We start from the raw sequence: 17,155 nt of genomic DNA, 5'->3' as shown, positions 1-17,155 counted from the left end.
GGCTTCAGCCTGTCACACCGACCTGGGCACCGGGAGCCTTCGCCGCGTCGACGGCGAGCGCGGCGGCACCGACGATCGCCGAATCGTCGCCGTGGTGCGCGGCCCGGATCCGGGCCAGCGGGCGGTGTCCGGCACCGGTGATCTTGTCCGCGTAGCGTTCGCGCGCCTCGTCGAGGAACAGCGGCGCCGATTCGGACACCCCGCCGCCGATCACGATGATCTCGGGATCGAAGACGTCGGCGACCAGGGCCAGGCCCTCGGCCAGCCATTTCGCCAGTTCGGTCATCGCGCGCTGGGCGATCGGGTCGCCGTCGCGGGCGGCACCGGCGACCCGGCGGCCGGTGACCGAACCGGGGTCTCCCCTGGTCTCACGCGCGAGGACGGTCGAGCGGCCGGGATGCCGCGCGAGCAGCTCCACCGCCGTGGCGGCCAGCGCCGTCCCGCTGCAGTACCGCTCCCAGCAGCCGTACTTCCCGCACGGGCAGGGCCTGCCGCCGGGGACGACGGTCAGGTGCCCGAGTTCCGGCGCGACGCCGTACGCGCCCCGGTAGATCTTGCCGTCGAGCAGCAGTCCCGCGCCGATCCCGGTGCCCAGTGCGATCAGCGCGGCGACATGAGCGCCGCGGGCGGCCCCGAAGCGGTATTCGCCGACCGCGGCGGCGTTCACGTCGTGTTCCAGGGTGACCGGCAGGCCGACCCGCTTTTCGATGCGCTCGGCGACCGGCGCGGCACGCCAGGACAGATGCGGCGCGAACATCACCGTCCGCCGGTCCTTCGCGACGAACCCGGCGACCGCGAGGCCGACACCGGAGACGTCGTGCCGGTTGCGGAGGTCTTCGACGACCCCGGCGATGGCGTCCTCGAGCGCGTCCTCACCGCTGGGCGTCCCGACCCTGGCCGTGTCCATCAGCGAGCCGTGCTCGTCCACCACGCCGGCGCGCACACTCGTGCCCCCGACGTCCACCCCTACCGTCAGCAACTCAGTTCTCCCGGTCCGGCTGCCAAGCGTCGCGCCTGGTCACCGTGATGTGCTGGACCCGCGAAGCTCCCACCTGGACATCTTCGGCCGTGGGCTCCTTCCGCGCAGGCTGGAACCCCGGCATGTGCACGCCGGCCTCGGGTTCCCATCGATCGGCGAGCACCGCCCGCAGCAGCGCGACGAGCTGCGCGGCCTGCTCCATCAGGCGGGCCACGAACTCGGGCCGCTCCCCCCGGAAGATCCCGACGATGGCGCAGAGCGGGCACCATTCGCCGGAATCGTGGTCGGTGCAGCCGTGCCCGGCGGAGATCAGCCCCTCCAGCCACGGCGCGGCGTGCTCGACGACCAGCTCGACCAGCAGGCGGATCTCTTCGACCAGGTCGAGCGGCGCCGATCCGGTGTTCTCGTCGTTCTCGCTCACCCGGGTCCCCGGTTCCCGGCCAGGTTCACGACCAGGCCGTGCGCGTCGGATTCCGCACCGGTGATCCGGCACGGGCGCAGCATCTCCGGCAGCGCGATCAGCCGCCGGAAACCGTCCACGGTGACGGCGAGATCATCGTCCACTCTGGCCAGGTCCACTTCGGAGTCACGGTGCAGCGGCACCGCGATCCGCAGCTCGTAGCCACTGTCCGATTCGGACACCCGCAACAGCGGGGTCACCCCTTTTTCGTTGCCCGCCAGGGGGTCCAGCCCCTGGTAGAGCTCGTACGCGATTTCCTGCAGCGCCTCGAGCCCCACCGGCTCGACCGCGCGATACTCGACGGGCTTCACCTGCCCTGGCCCGAAGCCCGCGTCGGCGAGTTCGGCGAGGACGGTGTTCTGCTGCGTACGCCGGGTCCGCATCCAGGCGGCCGCCGCGCCGCGCCAGAACCCGGGCGCGGGCATCAGCCGGTTGACGATCAGGCCGTCGACCAGGATTCCGCGCAGGGCAAGGGAACTGAGCGTGCGGCGGGCTTCCGCGACGACGACGCGTTCCGGGGTCAGCACGAGCCGCACGGTCGTGGTGGCCGGATCGGTCAGCAGGGTGCGCAGCGACTCCAGGTGCGCGCCGAGCCGCCGCACCGCGGCCGCCGTCCGCCGCGCGCCCGGTTTGAACATCCGCGACAGGTAGCCGGAGACGGCTTCGGGCAAGGCCAGCAGGCGCAGCGTTTCCGCGGTCGGTCCACAGTCGACGACGACCGTCTCCCAGGGGCCGTGCTCGGCGAGGCGCTGCACCTCGGTGAGGGCGAGGAGTTCGTCGACGCCGGGCACCACCGTGAGCTCTTCGGCGTCGAGCGAGTCGAGACCCGCTCCCGCGAGCGCGATCTGGAGTTCCTGCCGGAGTTCGCGCCACGTGCTGTCGACGAGGCCGCGGGTGTCGATCTGGGCGGCGTGCAGCAGCGTGTCCACTTCGGACGGTTCGCCGCCGAGCGCGCGGCCGAAGGCGTCACCGAGGGAATGCGCCGGGTCGGTCGAGACCACGAGCGTCTTCCTGCCCCGCCCGGCCAGTGCCGCCGCCGTCGCCGCGGCCAGCGTGGTCTTGCCGACACCCCCCTTGCCGGTGAACAGCAGGATCCGCATGCCTACCCTTCGACTCAGGATGCTTCAGCGCGCTTCTTGAGCTCCTTGAGCGCGGTGTCCATGACCATCTTCTCGGCCTTGCGGCGCAGCAGCCCGATCATCGGCAGCGCCAGCTCGACGGACAGCGTATACGTGACCTTGGTGCGGCCGGCGCCCAGCGCTTCGAGCGCGTAGCGGCCGTTCTGGGCCTTCTGCATCTGCCCCTTGACCAGGTGCCAGCTGACTCCGTGGCCGTCGGCGTCCCAGTCGTACTCGAGGGTGTAGACGTCCTTGATGGGTCCGGCGTCGAGGGTGAGTTTCACCTGCTTGGCGCGGCCGTTGTCGTCCTCGGCGAGGACCTCGGTCTCCCGGACGGCCTTGGCCCATTCCGGGTACGCGGGGAAGTCGGCGATGACGGCCATCACCCGCGCGGGCTCGGCGTCGACCTCGATGGACTGCGTGGACTGCTCGGCCATGCCCCGAACTCTAGCCGGGACCGGCGGTCACCAGCGAAGCACGTACGGCTGAGAGGTCTCTTTGAAGTGACCGACGTTACGGCATTCGGTCCTGCCGAGCCTCGTCCTCGGGGTCAGCGGCTGGTGGACGTGCCCGAAGACCGACCAGCGCGGCCGCTGCTCGCGGATGAGATCCACCAGCGCCGCCGACCCGATCTCGGAGCGCCGGGCGATCACGTCGTAGGTCAGTTCCGGGACGGCGGGCGGGATGTGGGTGCACAGGACGTCCACCTTCTCCAGGCCGGCGACCGCGACGTCGTACTCCTCGCGGGTGCGCAGGTACGGCCGCCAGAAGCCGTTGCGGCGCGGGACCACGTTCGGCGGGAGCAGCGCGCCGCCGATGAACCCGAAGCGCAGCCCGCCGAACTCGGCGACCTCGCCGTCGAGGACGGTGATGCCGTCGCCGGCGAACTCGGGCCACAGCGACGGGTCGTCGACGTTGCCGGGGGTCGCGAACGTCGGCGCGGTCAGCGCTCCGAAGAGGACGGCGTACTGGTCCTGGATCGCCTCGCCGACCGCGGCGGCGGGATCGGCCAAAGTGGCCCACAACGATCGCGAGAAGGCAACGGTCTCATCACGAGTGCCCTCACGCCTCAGCCGCGCGAACTCGCCGACCTTCTCGGCGCCGAACAGCGCGCCCATGATGCCTTTGTCGTGCTCGCGGTAGTCGACGAAGTCCAGCAGGTCGCCCAGCACGATCAGCGCGTCGGCGCCGTCGCCCGCGCGTTTGAGCGCGTCGGCGTTGCCGTGCACGTCCGACACCACGTGAACCCGCATGCTCTCCCCTACTCGGCCCGGGGACCGACCCCGGGCTCGCGCCCGTCCTCGAGGACCTCCTTGAGCCCGAGCGCGATCGCCTTGGCGGCACGGGCCCTGCGATCGAACTCCCGCCGCAGGTCACGGGCCTGGAGCGGACGAGGCTCCCCGTCCGGACCGGCGGGCGTGGCACGCAGGAAGTAGTGCAGCAAAGTGCCGTCGAGCACCGGCTCGAGCCAGACCTCCATGGTACCGATCAAGGCGCCGCGCACGGTCCAGCGCAGTCCTTGGTCCCCACGGTCGGTGTAGACCTCCAGGACGAGGTCCGGCCAGTAACGTGACCAAGATCGCGGATCGGCGAAGGCGGCGGCGACGGTGGAGGGCGGGACCACGATGAAGGTCTCGTCGACGATGTCGAGAGCTGGCGGCGCCTGGTTCACAGCGGCAGAATGTCATGCCCTGGGTATGGCCGATTCGTCAGCATGGTCTTAAGGTGCACGGCACGCTAAGTTGACTGGCGGGTAACACCGGTCACACCACTTGCACGCGAACACGGAGGTTCCTCGTGCGCGAATACAGCGCCCCCGCCGCCACTCCGGTGAACGACGACGAAAATCTCGCCGACGTCGTCTGGGCGAACGCCGAGCGGTTCTCCGATGTGGTGAGTTTCCGCCGCCAGGTCGACGGTACCTGGTTGGACGTCACCGCCAAAGACTTCGCCGCCCAGGTTCTGGCCGTGGCCAAGGGAATGGCCGAGGCGGGCATCGCTCCGGGCGATCGGGTCGGGCTCATGTCCAAGACCCGTTACGAATGGACCCTGATCGATTTCGCGATCTGGGCCGCCGGCGCGGTCACCGTCCCGATCTACGACACGTCCTCGGCCGAGCAGGTCCACTGGATCCTCTCGGACTCGGCCGCGAAGGCCGTGTTCGTCGAGACCGACGAACACGTCGCGACGTTGGAGACCGTCAAGGGCCGTCTCGACGCCCTGGAGCACACCTGGCAGATCGAGGGGGGTGCCGTCGAGCGCCTCACCGAGCAGGGTGCCGGGCTCAGCGACGACGACCTCCACGAGCGCCGCCGCACGGTGAAGGCCGGCGACCTGGCCACGATCGTGTACACCTCGGGCACGACCGGCCGCCCCAAGGGTGTCGAGCTGACCCACCGGAACCTCCTCGCCGAGATCCGCGCCGACATCGCCGCGTTCCCGCAGCTGATGGAGCAGGGCAACTCGCTGCTGGTGTTCCTGCCGCTCGCGCACGTCCTCGCCCGCGCCATCGCGGTGACCGCGCTCAGCGCGCGGGTGACCCTCGGGCACACCTCGGACGTCAAGAACCTCGTCGCCGACCTCGGCACCTTCCGGCCGACGTTCGTCGTCGCCGTGCCGCGCGTGTTCGAGAAGGTCTACAACGGCGCGAAGCAGAAGGCGCACGGTGACGGCAAGGGCAAGATCTTCGACGCCGCCGAAGCCACCGCCGTCGCGTACAGCCAGGCCCAGGACACCGGCGGCGCCGGGCTGGGCCTCAAGATCAAGCACGCGCTGTTCGACAAGCTGGTGTTCACCAAGCTGCGCGCGGCCCTCGGTGGCCGGTGCGTGGCCGCGGTGTCCGGTGGTGCTCCGCTCGGCGTGCGGCTCGCGCACTTCTTCCGCGGCATCGGTGTCCCGGTGTTCGAGGGCTACGGCCTGACCGAGACGTCCGCCGCCGCCTGCGTCGGCACCCAGGACGGATTCCGCGTCGGCACCGTGGGCCGCCCGGTCGCCGGCACCTCGGTGCGGATCGCCGAAGACGGCGAGATCCTGCTCAAGGGTGACGTCGTCTTCAGCGGCTACTTCAACAACCCCGAAGCGACCGCCGAAGCGCTCGAAGACGGCTGGTTCCACACCGGCGACCTCGGCGAGCTGGACCGGGACGGGTTCCTCAAGATCACCGGCCGCAAGAAGGAGATCATCGTGACCGCGGGCGGCAAGAACGTCGCCCCGTCCGGGCTCGAGGACACCATCAAGGCCAGCCCGCTGGTCAGCCAGGCGATGGTCGTCGGCGACCAGCGGCCGTTCATCGGCGCGCTGATCACCATCGACGAGGAGTACTTCCCGTCGTGGAAGTCGCAGCACGGCAAGCCCGCCGACGCCTCGGTGTCCGACCTGGCCGACGACGCCGAGCTGCGCGCCGAGATCCAGACGGCCGTCGATCAGGCCAACAGCGCGGTTTCGCAGGCCGAGGCGATCAAGAAGTTCACGATCCTCTCGAAGGACTTCACCGAGGCAGGCGGCGAGATCACGCCGAGCCTGAAGCTGAAGCGCAACATCGTGAACAAGAACTACGCGACCGACATCGAAGCCCTGTACAAGAAGTAGGCCAGAGTACGTGAAGGCCCCCTTCACTGCGTCTAGCGCAGTGAAGGGGGCCTGCACGTACTTGAGCGGGCCAGGCTGGGTGTTGCGAAAGCGGCTTTCGCAACACCCCCCCCCCCGAGGATCATCCACTGTGGACAGAGCCTTCCCGAAGGTGCCCTTCAGGACACCCCGCCTGCGCGGCGAAAGCGTCCTTCAGCCGATCTTCGCGTCCCACTCGATGTGGTGCCGGTACAGCCAGTTCCGGTCCCGGTCGGACGTCGTCCCCGACGACACCGCCGCGCTGCCGGCCACCAGCTCCTCAACCCGCGCCCGCCGCAGCCGCTCGTAGGCCGCGAAAGCCGTTGGCGCGTCGGGAAGATCCCGCAGACACTGCGCCAGCACGACACTGTCCTCCAACGCCATCGACGCGCCCTGCCCCGCGGCGGGCGAGGCCGCGTGCGCCGCGTCGCCCACGAGCACCATCGACTCGGTGAACCACACCGGCGTCGAGGGGACGTCGTAGGAATGCCCGCCGAAGACCTCGTCCCCGGTCGACTCGATGATTTCCGCGGCGGGCAACGGTTCCCCCTCGAAAGCGGCGAACGCGGCCGAGCGCCATTCGGCCGGCGACAGGCCCGAGCGCACTCCCTCGGCCGTGGGAAGCCGCGCGAACCAGTACGTCGCACCGTCGGGCGTGCTCGTGTAGCCGAAGTAGGCATGCAGGCTCTGAATCATCCGATAGAGGGACGGCGCCTGCGGGACGCCCGGGTCGGTCGTGTAGCCGTAGACGACGTCTAGGCCCGTCGAGCGCGGAGGCGGGCAGTCCGGGTCGATGATGGTCCGGACGACCGAGCGCAGCCCGTCGGCGCCGATCAGGATGTCGCCCTCGGCCACGGAACCGTCCTCGAAGCGAGCGACCCCCGGTGTCGCGGAGACCAGCCGTTTCCCACGCTCGAAGGCGATCCCGCGCGAGATCGCCTCCTCCTGCAGCACGCGATACAGCGCCGCGCGGGTCATCGTGCGCGGCCCGGCGAGACCGTCGATGTCGAACGACCGCCGTTCGACGGTCCGCCCGTCCGGCGTCACCAATTCCAGGCCCACCGCCTCGAAGGACTTGTCGATCACCGGCCCCTCGGCGCCGATCGCGCGCAGGGCGTCCATGCCGTTGTGCATGATCGTCAGGAACGCGCCCGCGTCTTCGCCGCCGGACGGATACGCCTCGTGGACGCTCGCCTCGATCCCGGCCCGCTGCAACGCCATCGCGGTCACCGTGCCCGCGATACCGCCGCCGATGATCACAGTCTTCACCGCTGACCCCCTGTCGTGTCGCCGTCACCCGAACCTACCGGGTAACGGCGACCCGACGGAGAGGGTTACGCGCCGCCGCTGGCGACGATTTCGCCGTTGACCCCCTTGGGGAAGAACCCGCCCTCCTTCACCGGGCCGGGGTTCAGGTAGACGACGTTCAGCACCCGGTCGGCGCCGCGGCCGAAGCAGATGCCGTTGTTGTCGGCGGGCACGATGTTGGCCTGGTTGCCGAGCAGGATGCCCTGGTCGTCGTCGCCGGGACCGTCGAGGGTGTCGCGGGCGTTGGAGATCTTGGCCGCCGCGTCACCGAGGCCGCGGTCGAACAGCGAGGTCCGGATGGTGGCGGCGTGATAGGCCTCGGCCGCCAGGATGCCCGCGGCCGCGTCCAGGAAGGTCTTGTTGGTGATCAGCGGAGCGGCGCCCTTGTAGGCCGTCACGCCGACGTCCTCGAACAGGAACGCCGCCAGCAGGAAGTTCTTCTCGTTGGCGAACGGGTCGAACTGCTGGTACTCGCTGATCAGCCCGGCCGCGCGGGCGGCGGCGGTGAAGCTGTTCTTCAGGTCGATCTCGGGCCGCGACACCGCGGCCTCGCCCAGCGCGCCGCGCAGGAACTTGACGTGCGCGACCTCGTCGCCCGCGATCTCCTTCGCGAACTGGTGCAGCGTCTTGTCGTGGAACATGACCTTCTTGCCGCCGACGACGCCACCCTGGGCGCCGACGCCGCCGGTGAGGTCGTCCGGCAGCCCGCGGCCGTGGACGGCGAAGGAATAGAACTCGGCTTCGAGATACTCCAGGTTGAGCGCGAAGTTGAGCACGGCCGCGTCACTAGGGGCTTCCGCGGCGGCAGCGGCCTCACCCGTCGCCGATGCGGACGAAGTGGCCTGCACCCCGAGGTAGGTCGCGCCGACCACACCGAGCCCCGCCGCGCCCGCGGCCTTCAGGAACCGGCGGCGATCCGTGCGGTTCTCGGCGCTGCGCGAGATCAGGGTACGAACGAAGGGCTTTCCGAACACGAGTGGTTCCTCTCGTCTTTGCGGTGCACACCCACCCACTCGGACGTTCGGAACCACCCGTGACCCGGATTGGAGAAGATCTCGAACTTATTTCTTCGTCGCCGCGGCAAGGCGGACGCAGACGGCGAGACCGCGGATGGCCTCTTCGACTTCGGCCAGCTCGGGGTACGTCGGCGCGATGCGGATGACGGCGTCCTCGGGGTCGTCGCCGTACGGGTGGGTCGCGCCGGCCGGGGTCAGGGCGATCCCCGCCTCCTTGGCCAGCCGCACGACCTCCTTGGCGGTCCCGGACGGCACGGTCAGCGAGATGAAGTACCCGCCGGTCGGCTTGGTCCAGGACGCGAGGCCCGATTCGCCCAGTTCCTTGGTCAGGATCTCGTCGACGGCCGCGAACTTCGGCCCGATGAGCTCGGCGTGCTTGCGCATGTGCTCGCGGACGCCGTCCTCGTCGCGCAGGAACTGCGCGTGGCGGAGCTGGTTGACCTTGTCCGGGCCGATGGTCCGCTTGCCGATGAGGCCGGTCCACCAGGCCAGGTTCGCCTCGGAGGCGCCGAAGAAGCCGACACCGCCACCCGCGTAGGTGACCTTCGAGGTGGAGCCGAAGACGAACACGCGGTCGGCGTTGCCGGCCTCGGTGGCCAGCGCGAGCAGGTCCGCCAGCCGCGCCTCTTCGTCGGTGAGGTGGTGCACGGCGTAGGCGTTGTCCCAGAAGATCCGGAAGTCCGGGGCGGCCGTGGTCATCGTGGCCAGACGGCGCACGGTGTCGTCGCTGTAGGTGACGCCGGTCGGGTTGCTGTACTTCGGCACGCACCAGATGCCCTTGACCGCGGCGTCCTCGGCGACGAGGCGCTCGACGACCTCCATGTCCGGGCCGGTCTCGGTGAGCGGCACCTGGATCAGCTCGATCCCGAAGCGCTCGGCCAGCGCGAAGTGACGGTCGTAACCCGGCACGGGGCACAGGAACTTGACGCTCGGCTCGTCCGCCCAGCGGCGCTCGGCGCCCGGGAGCTTGCTGAGGAAGGCCTGCACGATCGAGTCGTGCATCAGCTCCAGGCTGGAGTTGCCCGCGGCGAGCAGCTGCTCGGCCGGGACCTGCAGCGGCCCGGCGAAGATGCGGCGGAGCTCGGGCAGGCCCTTGAGGCCGCCGTAGTTGCGGACGTCCGTGCCGTCTTCGGCCTTGCGCACGTCTCCGGGGAGGGCGAGCAGCCCGTCGGCGAGGTCCAGCTGGCGGGGGGACGGCTTGCCGCGGGTGATGTCCAGGGAGAGGCCACGGTCGACGAGGGCCGCGTAGTCGCGGCGGGCGCTCTCGACATCGACAGGTGCAGTGGTCATGCCTAACGCTAAACCCGGCGGCGTTCCGGTGTGAGACGAGGGTGGCCCTAGGCCCCGTGCGCACAAGATCCGATAACGGTTCCGGCGTGTTTTTCAGCGATCGTAACGAGGCCAAATCCCCTATTGTCCCGTCACCTTTTCCCGCATTCTCGGCAGCACGAGGAAAAGGGGAGAGAAATGGGAGCGAAGAAATGGGCGGCGGTGCCGCTGATGGCGGCGGGCACGCTGGCCGCGTGCGCGGTACCGAATCAGGGAACGGCGCTGCCCGCCGTCACGGTGGCCGCTCCGCCGAACACGATCGTGATCCAGCCACCCGCCGTCGCCGCTCCGCCGCAGACGGTTTATGTCACGCCCTCGGTTCCCGTGGCGCAAACGGTGATCGCCTTCTACGACGCGATCAACCGGCGTGATTTCCTCACCGCGTGGAATCTCGGCGGGCAACGACTGGCGAAAGGCGGCTCTTATGCCTCCTGGGCCAGTGGATACGCGTCGACTTCCTGGGCCGCCGTCACCGTGCGGAGCGTGAGCGGGAACACCGTGTACGTCGACCTTTCGGCCCGGCAGACCGACGGTTCGCTGCGGACTTTCTCCGGTTCCTACACCGTTTCCGACGGCACGATCACCGGCGCGAACATGAAACGCCTTTCCTGATCACAACGGAGTCAGCTGGGAGATCTTCCACCGTCCGTCGACGCGTTGCGCGGTGACCGAAAGCTGCGAGACCGTCGATTGCGGCGCGCCGCCACCGGCGGTCATCGTCTGCTGGTCGAGGAACAGCAGCACCTCGGCCTGGTCCCCGCGCAGGGACCGGACACCCAGCGACCGGACGGTCGTCGTCCGTACGAGCTTCTGTTCCTCGGCCCGTTTCCGCGCCGACGCGAACTGGTCCCGGTACTGCCCGGTCGCCTCGCCGGTCAGCACCTCGCCCGCGGCCCGCTCGGTACGCGCGAGGTTGCTGTAGTCGTAGGAGAAGACGGCCTTCACCCCGGCGCCGACCTGGTCCGCGACCTCGGCCGTGGCGGCCTGGTCCACCAGCGCCGCGTTGCCGTCCGAGCCCAGCGAGGACGCCTGGAGGCCGAACCACACCGCGCAGCCGGTGGCCACCACGATGATCGCGAGCAGGATCCGCGGGACGCGGCCGGTCATGATCCCGCCGCCTGGACCGCACTGACCTTCCAGCCGCCCTCGACCCGCTGGTAGTCGACGGTAAGCCTGCTCACCTTGGGCGCGGCCGGGCCGCCGCCGGTGCTGACCCGCACGTCCAGCACGACCATCAGCCGTGCCGTCCCGGCGGCGGCGTCGAGTTCGGTGACCGCGGCCTGTTTGAGCTCGGCGGTCGCGACGGTCTTGCTCGCGTTCGCCCGGTCGATCTGGATCTGCCGGTCACCGGTGAGGTCCTTGCCGAGCCGTCCCGTGGTGACGCCGAGCCAGCGGTCGACGTCCTGGGCGCCGCTGCGGTAGTCGATCGTGTTGAGCACTTCGAGCTGGCCGGACGCGGCGGCCAGGACGGCTTCGCGTTCTCTGCCGCGCGCCAGGCCGTCGTCCTGGGCCGCGCTCCACCACGACCAGCCGAACCAGGCGGCCGCGAGGACCGCCAGCGCGGCGACGACGGTGAGGGCACGGGTGAGCACTACTTGCCGCCCAGCAGCGCGCCGAGCCCGCCGGGAGCGGATCCGGAGAGCAGGCTCAGCACGCCCGGCAGCTGGGCGGATTCCGCCGCCTGCGGGGTCTGCTTCGGCCGCTCCGGAACCGCGGGCGGCTTTCCTGCGTACGGCGCGTTCTGCGAGCCGCGCACGCCGGTTGGGCTGCCCGGCGGCTCGGCGCAGTACGCCTGGGTGTTCACCGGTGCCTCGGTGGTGTCGTTGGCGGGGCGCTGTTTCGTGCCCTCGTACCCCTTCGTGCACGAGACCGGATCGAAGAAGTTGAACACCACGCCCAGGTGACCGGTGCCGTCCGGCGACGTCGAACGCGAGAACGCCGAGATGATCGGGTACGCGACGAGCAGTTCCTCGATCGCGTCGGTGCGGGCGGACGTGATCTGGGCGGTCGTGAGCGTGTTCGCGAACAGTACGCCGAGGTCGGTTCCGGAGACCGCGAGCACGTCGCTGATCTGGCGGCTCAGCTTCGGCGCCTCGTCGATCACGCGCCGCAGGTCCGGGTCGGAGGTCTTCAGCTGCGCGGCGATCGTCTTGAGCCCCCTGGAGAACTGGGTGATGTTGTCCGCCTGCCGCCGCTGGGTGTCCAGCACCGTCCGGGAGTTGGCGAGCAGGCCCTGGGTTTCGGGTAGGTACTGCGTCGCGGTCGCGGTGAGCGAACCGGTGCTGTTCAGCAGCTGCCGCAGATCCGGGCCGGCGTTCGCGAACGCCTCGTAGGTCTCGTCGACGACGGTCTTCAGCGATTCCGGCTTCACGCTCGACACCAGTTTGTCCAAATTGGACAACACGGTCTCCGGCCCGAGCGGGATCGAGGTCCTGTCGCGTTTGATGACCGACCCTTCGGCGAGGTACGGCCCGTTTTCGTGCATGGGCAGCAGGTCGACGTACTGCTCCCCCACCGCCGACCGGTTCGCGACCGCGGCCTTGGTGTCCGCGGGGATCTTCGGCGCGCTCGAATCGATGTCGAGACCGAGGTCGATACCGTGTTCGGTGAGCGTCATCGACGCGACCTTGCCGACCGCGACACCGCGGTAGGAGACCTCGGCGTTGACGAAGATCCCGCCGGAGTCCACGAGCTGCGCGGTGACGAGGTAGCCGCGGGTGCCGAAGAGCCGGTCCAGCCCGGCGTACTTGCCGCCCGCGTACACGACCGAAACCACCGCGATGACGACGAACGCCGCCAGCTGGATCCTGGTCTTGCGTGTGATCACCTGCCACCTCCGAGCAGCGGACCGAGGATCCCGCCCAGTACGCCGCCGAGCACATCCCCCTGCGGTGTCTGGGGCGCCTGCGGGAGATCACCGGCGGGGAGCGGCAGCACCGGTGGCGCGGCACCGTTGTTGAACGGGATCGCGCCGGGCGTGCCGGTACCCTGGGTGCCCGGCAGCTGGATGATCGGCTGCGACGAGTTGTTCATGTTCTCCAGGAACGTGTCCAGCTTCAGGTCGATCTTCGCTTCGACGTTCGCGTAGTCACCCTTGATCACGTTGCCCGCGTAGTCCGGGAACGGGTACGTGAGCAGGATCCGCAGCGCCGTCGGCAGGTCCTGGCCGGCTTCGGTCAGCTTCTTCAGCGTGGGCTGCAACGCGCGCAGGTTCGCGACCAGCGTGTCCTTGCTCGCGTTGATCGTCTCGGTCGCGACTCCGGACAGCGTGTTCAGCGACTGCAGCATGCCGACGAGCTGGTCCCGTTGCTCGGTCACGACCTTGAGCCCCGGCGAGAGGTTGTCCAGCGCGTTCGTGAGGTTCTGCGTCTGGCCGACGAGGGTCTTGGACAGCTTGTCGAGGCCGTCGATGGCGCGCAGGATCTCGCCCTTGTGCCCGTCGAGTTCGGTGGCCAGCTTGTCCACTTGGGACAGCAGGGAGCGGACCTCGGCCTCGTTGCCGGTGAGCGCGTCGTTGAGTTCGTGGCTGATCTTCTGGATCTGCTCGACGCCGCCACCGTTGAGCAGCAGGGAAAGCGCACCGAGGACCTCTTCGACCTCGGGGTTGCGGTTCGTGCGATCCAGCGGGATCTTCGCGCCCTCGGCGAGCGTCCCCTCGGGCTTCTCGGGGGCGTGCAGGTCGACGAACTTCTCGCCGAGCAGGCTCGACTGCCGCAGCTCGGCACGAGCGTTCGCGGGCAGCGCGATGTCGCCGTTGACGACCATGCTCACCCACGCCGAACGCGTGTCCGGCGCGAGATCGATCTTCTCCACGCGGCCGACCGGGACGTCGTTGACCTTCACACTCGCCTGCGGCACGAGGTCGAGCACGTCGGAGAATTGCGCGGTGAGCCGGTACGGGTGGTCACCGAGATCCGCGCCGCCCGGCAAGGGAGTGTTGTACAGCCCCGAAAAACCGCCGTCACTGCAACCGGCCAGCACCAGGACGCCAGCCATCACTCCCGCGATCCTCTGCCGTTGCCGCCTCATTTCGGGATTCCCTTGGTCATGACGTCGACGAGCGGGAGCGGCAGTGGTGGCAGCTCACCGCTTTGCAGTGAGGCCAGCACCTGCGGCACCGACGGGAGTTTCAGCGTGCCGTCGAGGACCGGCGCGAGCTGCTTGCAGATGTTGCCCAGCGCGTCCGGGATCGGCTTCGGCGTGCTCGCGCTGATCAGGCGGCACACGGTCAGGATCGGCGGATGCGTCAGCTCGTTCAGGTTGTCCCGCACCGCGATCGTGCCGGACGCGGCGTCGTAGGAGTTGATGAAGTTGGTCGCGCCGGTCGGCGCGATGTCGATCACCTCGGCGAGCGAGGCCCGCTGGTCCACGAGCACCTTGGTCAGCCCGGCCAGCTTGTCCACATTGGACGACAGGAGGTCCTTGTTCTCCGCGACGAACTTCTCGACGTCGCCCATCGCCGTCGCCAGTGAGCTCAGCGCGGCGCCCACGTCGGCGGAATCCGCGGCCAGGAAGCCGCTCACATCCGCGGCCCGGCGGTAGAACTCGTTGAGCTGCTTGTCGCTCTCGGCCAGCGCGCCGGTGAAGGAGTTCAGGTTCTGGATCGTGGTGAACAGGTCGCCCTTGGAACTGTCCAGCGTCTTGGCCAGCTCGGACAGCCGCGTGACCGTGGTGTTGAGGTTCTTGCCGTTGCCGTCGAGGTTCGCCGCGGCGGTGTCGAGCACGTCGGACAGCGCGCCGTTCTTGTTGGCGCCGTTGGGTCCCAGGCTGGTCGAGAGCTTGTCGAGGCTCGTGTAGAGGTCGTCGAGTTCGGCCGGGGTCGCCGTCTTCTCCTTGGCGATCACCGTGTCCGAGGGCATCTCGGGGCCGCTCTCGTACGCCGGGGTCAGCTGGACGTACCGGTCGCTGACCAGGCTCGGCGCGACGACGACGGCACCCGCGTCGGCCGGGATCGGGGTGTCGCCGTCGATCCGCATGTCGACCCGGACCGCCTCACCCTGCGGTGTGACCCCGGTGATCTCCCCGACCTTCACCCCCAGCACCCGGACCGACGAACCCGCGTAGAGCCCGACCGTCTTCCCGAAGTAGGCACTGATCCGGGTCCCGCCGGGTTCTTTGAAGACCAGCCACAGCCCGGCGGTCAGGAGCAGCACGAGGACACAGGCGAACGCGACCCAGTCGTAGACCGTGCGGGTGCGAGTGCTCATCGTCCGCCCACCCCCTGGTTCGGTGCCGCGATCGGCGGGGTGCAGCCCTCCGGGTTCACCTGGAACGCGCCCGCGATGATCGTCGGTGGCAGCAGCCCGCACAGGTAGCCCTCGAACCAGCGCCCGTTGCCGGTCGCGTTGGCGCCGACGCGGGCGAACGGCGCCATCAGCGCGAGACTGCGGCTGAGGTTGTCCTGGTTACGCTGCAGGATGTCGGTGACCTTGCCGAGTTTCTCCAGTGTCGGCTTCAGCTGTTGCCGGTTGTCGGCGACGAGACCGGACAGCTGCGCCGAGACCTGTTGCGTGCCCTTGAGCAAGGTGCTGATCGCGTCCTTCCGGTTCTGCAGCTCGGTGAGCAGGAGATTGCCGTCGTCGAGGATCCGTTTCAGCTGGGCGTTGCGGTCGGAGAGCGTCTTGGACACCTTGCTCGTGTTGGCCAGCAACGTCTTCAGGTCACCGTCGCGTGAGGACACCGTCTTGGACAAGGAGGAGAGGCCGCTCAGCGCGTCCTTGAGGTACTGCGGGCTGTCCTTGAGCGCGTCGGAAAGGACGGTGAAGCTCGTCGCCAGCTGTGCCGTGTCGATGTCGCCGACCGTGCCGGACAGCTCCTGGAACGCGTCCTGCAGCTCGAACGGCGTCCGCGTGCGGTCGAGCCCGATGGTGGTGTTCGGGTCCTGGCTGCCTTTGCCCTTCGGCGTGAGCGCGAGGAACTTCTCCCCCAGCAGCGTCTTGATCTCGATCGACGCGGCGGTCGCGTCGCCGACCCGGACACCGGAGACCCGGAACTTCACCAGCACCTTCTTGCCGGCCAGCTCCACCGAGCTGACCTGCCCGACCTTGACCCCGGCGACCTGGACCTCGTTGTCCGGCGCCAGCCCGGCGGACTCGCCGAAGTACGCGGAGTACGTCGTCCCGCTGCCGAACAACGGGATCCGGTCGGAGAAGTACGTCGTCGCCGTGATCAGCACGATCAGGATGAGCGTCACGCCGCCGACCACGGCCTGGTTGCGTTCCTTGAGCGGCTTCACGGCCCGCACCTCTCCGGTCGCTGCGTGCCGGGCAGCGGCGTGATCGGCAGTTCGATGTCGAGCGACTTGATGCCGATGCTGCCGGAGATCCCGCACAGGTAGTAGTTGAACCAGCTGCCGTAGCTCAGCGTCCTGGTGAACTTCTGCAGGTTGCCCGGCAGTACCTGCAGGAGATGGTCGAGCAGCTGTTCCGAATCGCCGAGGTTCTGCGACAGCGCGCCGAGCTGGACGACGTCGTCCTTGAGCGCCGGCCGCGCGTCGGCGAGCAGGCCGGTCGTGGCGACGGTGAGGTCGCCCAGCGCCTTGACCGCCTCCCCGATCGGCTGCCGCTGCTCGGAGAGCCCGGTGACGAGCCGCTGGGTCTGGTCGATCAGCTCGCCCAGCTGCGGCGAGCGTCGCTCGACCGTGCCGAGCACGGTGTTGAGGTTCGCGATGACCTCGCCGATGATCTTGTCCTTGCCCGCGATGGCCGACGTAACCGACGCGGTGTGCGCGAGCAGGCTGGTGATCGTGCCGCCCTCGCCCTGGAAGACCTGGATGATCTCGTAGGAGAGTTTGTTGACGTCCTCGGGGTTCAGCGCGCGGAAGAGCGGTTTGAACCCGTTGAACAGCACGGTCAGGTTGAGCGCCGGTTTGGTGCGCTCGGCCGGGATGACCCCGCCGCGCGGCAACGACTTCTCGTCCCCGATGTCCGTGCCGAGCGAGAGATACCGCTGGCCGACCAGGTTGCGGTACTTGATCGTCGCGGTCACCGAGGCCGGCAGCCGGTGCGAGGCCTGGACGTCGAAATGGACCTGGGCGAGGTTTTTCTCGCCTTCTTCGACCTCGATCTTGCCGACCTGGCCGACCTTCACGCCGACGATGCGGACGTCGTCGCCCTCCTTGAGGCCGGACGCGTCGGTGAACTTGGCCGTGTAGCCGGAGGTCTCGCCGAAGTTGGTGTTCGCGATGGTGGCGCCGAGGATCGCGGTGAGCAGCACCGTCACCACGGCGAAGACGAGGATCTTGACCAGATCCGGGATGAAGGACCTCATCGGGTGCCCCTCCCGCCTCGTGAATGGCTAGGACGGTTAGAACCACCCTTACCGCTCACGAGCCCCCAGC

General features: G+C 69.1%; 18 protein-coding genes. 2 read left to right on the top strand and 16 right to left on the bottom strand.

Annotated elements, in window-relative coordinates; translation table 11 throughout:
- Positions 1-4 precede the first annotated feature (4 nt).
- From ACZ1DY_RS14610 to ACZ1DY_RS14585, 6 genes are read right to left on the bottom strand one after another with little or no spacing between them, the layout of a single operon-like run.
- Positions 5-964: an ROK family protein gene (locus tag ACZ1DY_RS14610; RefSeq protein WP_257489733.1), complete on the bottom strand. Its 960-nt coding sequence runs from the start codon at positions 962-964 to the stop codon at positions 5-7.
- 16 nt (positions 965-980) lie between these two features.
- A complete protein-coding gene (locus ACZ1DY_RS14605; RefSeq protein ID WP_126734868.1) occupies positions 981-1,400 on the bottom strand; it encodes a hypothetical protein in 420 nt (139 codons plus the stop codon).
- The gene (locus tag ACZ1DY_RS14600) at positions 1,397-2,539 is read right to left on the bottom strand and encodes an ArsA family ATPase (protein WP_257488000.1); all 1,143 of its coding nucleotides are present in this window, start codon (positions 2,537-2,539) and stop codon (positions 1,397-1,399) included. The genes ACZ1DY_RS14605 and ACZ1DY_RS14600 overlap by 4 nt, the downstream gene beginning before the upstream one ends.
- 14 nt (positions 2,540-2,553) lie before the next feature.
- Positions 2,554-2,994: an SRPBCC family protein gene (locus tag ACZ1DY_RS14595; RefSeq protein WP_125675560.1), complete on the bottom strand. Its 441-nt coding sequence runs from the start codon at positions 2,992-2,994 to the stop codon at positions 2,554-2,556.
- 27 nt (positions 2,995-3,021) lie between these two features.
- Complete coding sequence (locus ACZ1DY_RS14590; RefSeq protein ID WP_126734870.1) at positions 3,022-3,810, bottom strand: metallophosphoesterase family protein; 789 nt, start codon at positions 3,808-3,810, stop codon at positions 3,022-3,024.
- 8 nt (positions 3,811-3,818) lie between these two features.
- A complete protein-coding gene (locus ACZ1DY_RS14585; protein WP_192745515.1) occupies positions 3,819-4,229 on the bottom strand; it encodes a polyketide cyclase / dehydrase and lipid transport in 411 nt (136 codons plus the stop codon).
- Positions 4,230-4,354: 125 nt separating this feature from the next.
- On the opposite strand from ACZ1DY_RS14585, the gene ACZ1DY_RS14580 reads away from it, so the two are divergent.
- Positions 4,355-6,145, top strand: a complete 1,791-nt coding sequence (locus tag ACZ1DY_RS14580; protein ID WP_126734872.1) for an AMP-dependent synthetase/ligase — start codon at positions 4,355-4,357, stop codon at positions 6,143-6,145.
- A gap of 192 nt (positions 6,146-6,337) precedes the next feature.
- Here the strand turns inward: ACZ1DY_RS14580 and ACZ1DY_RS14575 are convergent, their stop codons facing one another.
- The 3 genes from ACZ1DY_RS14575 to ACZ1DY_RS14565 all read right to left on the bottom strand — a co-directional run bounded on the left by ACZ1DY_RS14575 (position 6,338) and on the right by ACZ1DY_RS14565 (position 9,777).
- On the bottom strand, positions 6,338-7,432 hold the full coding sequence (locus tag ACZ1DY_RS14575; protein ID WP_465484682.1) for an FAD-dependent oxidoreductase: 1,095 nt from the start codon (positions 7,430-7,432) through the stop codon (positions 6,338-6,340).
- A 65-nt stretch (positions 7,433-7,497) separates the two neighbouring features.
- Positions 7,498-8,445: a ferritin-like domain-containing protein gene (locus tag ACZ1DY_RS14570; RefSeq protein ID WP_465484681.1), complete on the bottom strand. Its 948-nt coding sequence runs from the start codon at positions 8,443-8,445 to the stop codon at positions 7,498-7,500.
- A gap of 87 nt (positions 8,446-8,532) precedes the next feature.
- Positions 8,533-9,777, bottom strand: a complete 1,245-nt coding sequence (locus tag ACZ1DY_RS14565; RefSeq protein WP_465484680.1) for an aspartate aminotransferase type Ic — start codon at positions 9,775-9,777, stop codon at positions 8,533-8,535.
- Between the two features lie 177 nt (positions 9,778-9,954).
- Here ACZ1DY_RS14565 and ACZ1DY_RS14560 point away from each other — a divergent pair, with 177 nt between their 5' ends.
- Positions 9,955-10,428 carry a hypothetical protein gene (locus ACZ1DY_RS14560; protein WP_257488004.1) on the top strand — a complete coding sequence of 158 codons (474 nt, stop codon included), beginning with the start codon at positions 9,955-9,957 and terminating at the stop codon, positions 10,426-10,428.
- Here the strand turns inward: ACZ1DY_RS14560 and ACZ1DY_RS14555 are convergent, their stop codons facing one another.
- Genes ACZ1DY_RS14555 through ACZ1DY_RS14525 form a run of 7 tightly spaced genes read right to left on the bottom strand, consistent with a single transcriptional unit; the run spans position 10,429 to position 17,085 of the window.
- Positions 10,429-10,923, bottom strand: coding sequence for a hypothetical protein (locus tag ACZ1DY_RS14555; protein WP_126734877.1), 495 nt, complete (start codon positions 10,921-10,923; stop codon positions 10,429-10,431).
- Positions 10,920-11,408 carry a hypothetical protein gene (locus ACZ1DY_RS14550; protein WP_465484679.1) on the bottom strand — a complete coding sequence of 163 codons (489 nt, stop codon included), beginning with the start codon at positions 11,406-11,408 and terminating at the stop codon, positions 10,920-10,922. Before ACZ1DY_RS14550 ends, ACZ1DY_RS14555 begins: the two co-directional genes overlap by 4 nt.
- Entirely contained in the window at positions 11,408-12,643 is a 1,236-nt protein-coding gene (locus ACZ1DY_RS14545) for an MCE family protein (RefSeq protein ID WP_465484678.1), read from the bottom strand. Before ACZ1DY_RS14545 ends, ACZ1DY_RS14550 begins: the two co-directional genes overlap by 1 nt.
- Entirely contained in the window at positions 12,640-13,845 is a 1,206-nt protein-coding gene (locus tag ACZ1DY_RS14540; RefSeq protein ID WP_465484677.1) for an MCE family protein, read from the bottom strand. The genes ACZ1DY_RS14545 and ACZ1DY_RS14540 overlap by 4 nt, the downstream gene beginning before the upstream one ends.
- Positions 13,842-15,023, bottom strand: a complete 1,182-nt coding sequence (locus ACZ1DY_RS14535; RefSeq protein ID WP_465484676.1) for an MCE family protein — start codon at positions 15,021-15,023, stop codon at positions 13,842-13,844. The genes ACZ1DY_RS14540 and ACZ1DY_RS14535 overlap by 4 nt, the downstream gene beginning before the upstream one ends.
- Positions 15,020-16,051, bottom strand: coding sequence for an MCE family protein (locus tag ACZ1DY_RS14530; protein ID WP_257488008.1), 1,032 nt, complete (start codon positions 16,049-16,051; stop codon positions 15,020-15,022). The genes ACZ1DY_RS14535 and ACZ1DY_RS14530 overlap by 4 nt, the downstream gene beginning before the upstream one ends.
- A complete protein-coding gene (locus ACZ1DY_RS14525) occupies positions 16,048-17,085 on the bottom strand; it encodes an MCE family protein (RefSeq protein WP_465484675.1) in 1,038 nt (345 codons plus the stop codon). Before ACZ1DY_RS14525 ends, ACZ1DY_RS14530 begins: the two co-directional genes overlap by 4 nt.
- Between the last annotated feature and the right edge of the window lie 70 nt (positions 17,086-17,155).

The organism is Amycolatopsis sp. PSD-21 (assembly GCF_055561455.1).
This window is presented reverse-complemented; position numbering and strand designations above follow the sequence as displayed.

Excerpts from the sequence above, each read along its gene's own strand:
- ACZ1DY_RS14565 (WP_465484680.1), bottom strand. The coding sequence starts at position 9,777 with ATGACCACTGCACCTGTCGATGTCGAGAGCGCCCGCCGCGACTACGCG.
- ACZ1DY_RS14525 (WP_465484675.1), bottom strand. The coding sequence starts at position 17,085 with ATGAGGTCCTTCATCCCGGATCTGGTCAAGATCCTCGTCTTCGCCGTG.
- ACZ1DY_RS14590 (WP_126734870.1), bottom strand. The coding sequence starts at position 3,810 with ATGCGGGTTCACGTGGTGTCGGACGTGCACGGCAACGCCGACGCGCTC.
- ACZ1DY_RS14540 (WP_465484677.1), bottom strand. The coding sequence starts at position 13,845 with ATGAGGCGGCAACGGCAGAGGATCGCGGGAGTGATGGCTGGCGTCCTG.
- ACZ1DY_RS14560 (WP_257488004.1), top strand. The coding sequence starts at position 9,955 with ATGGGAGCGAAGAAATGGGCGGCGGTGCCGCTGATGGCGGCGGGCACG.
- ACZ1DY_RS14535 (WP_465484676.1), bottom strand. The coding sequence starts at position 15,023 with ATGAGCACTCGCACCCGCACGGTCTACGACTGGGTCGCGTTCGCCTGT.
- ACZ1DY_RS14600 (WP_257488000.1), bottom strand. The coding sequence starts at position 2,539 with ATGCGGATCCTGCTGTTCACCGGCAAGGGGGGTGTCGGCAAGACCACG.
- ACZ1DY_RS14555 (WP_126734877.1), bottom strand. The coding sequence starts at position 10,923 with ATGACCGGCCGCGTCCCGCGGATCCTGCTCGCGATCATCGTGGTGGCC.
- ACZ1DY_RS14595 (WP_125675560.1), bottom strand. The coding sequence starts at position 2,994 with ATGGCCGAGCAGTCCACGCAGTCCATCGAGGTCGACGCCGAGCCCGCG.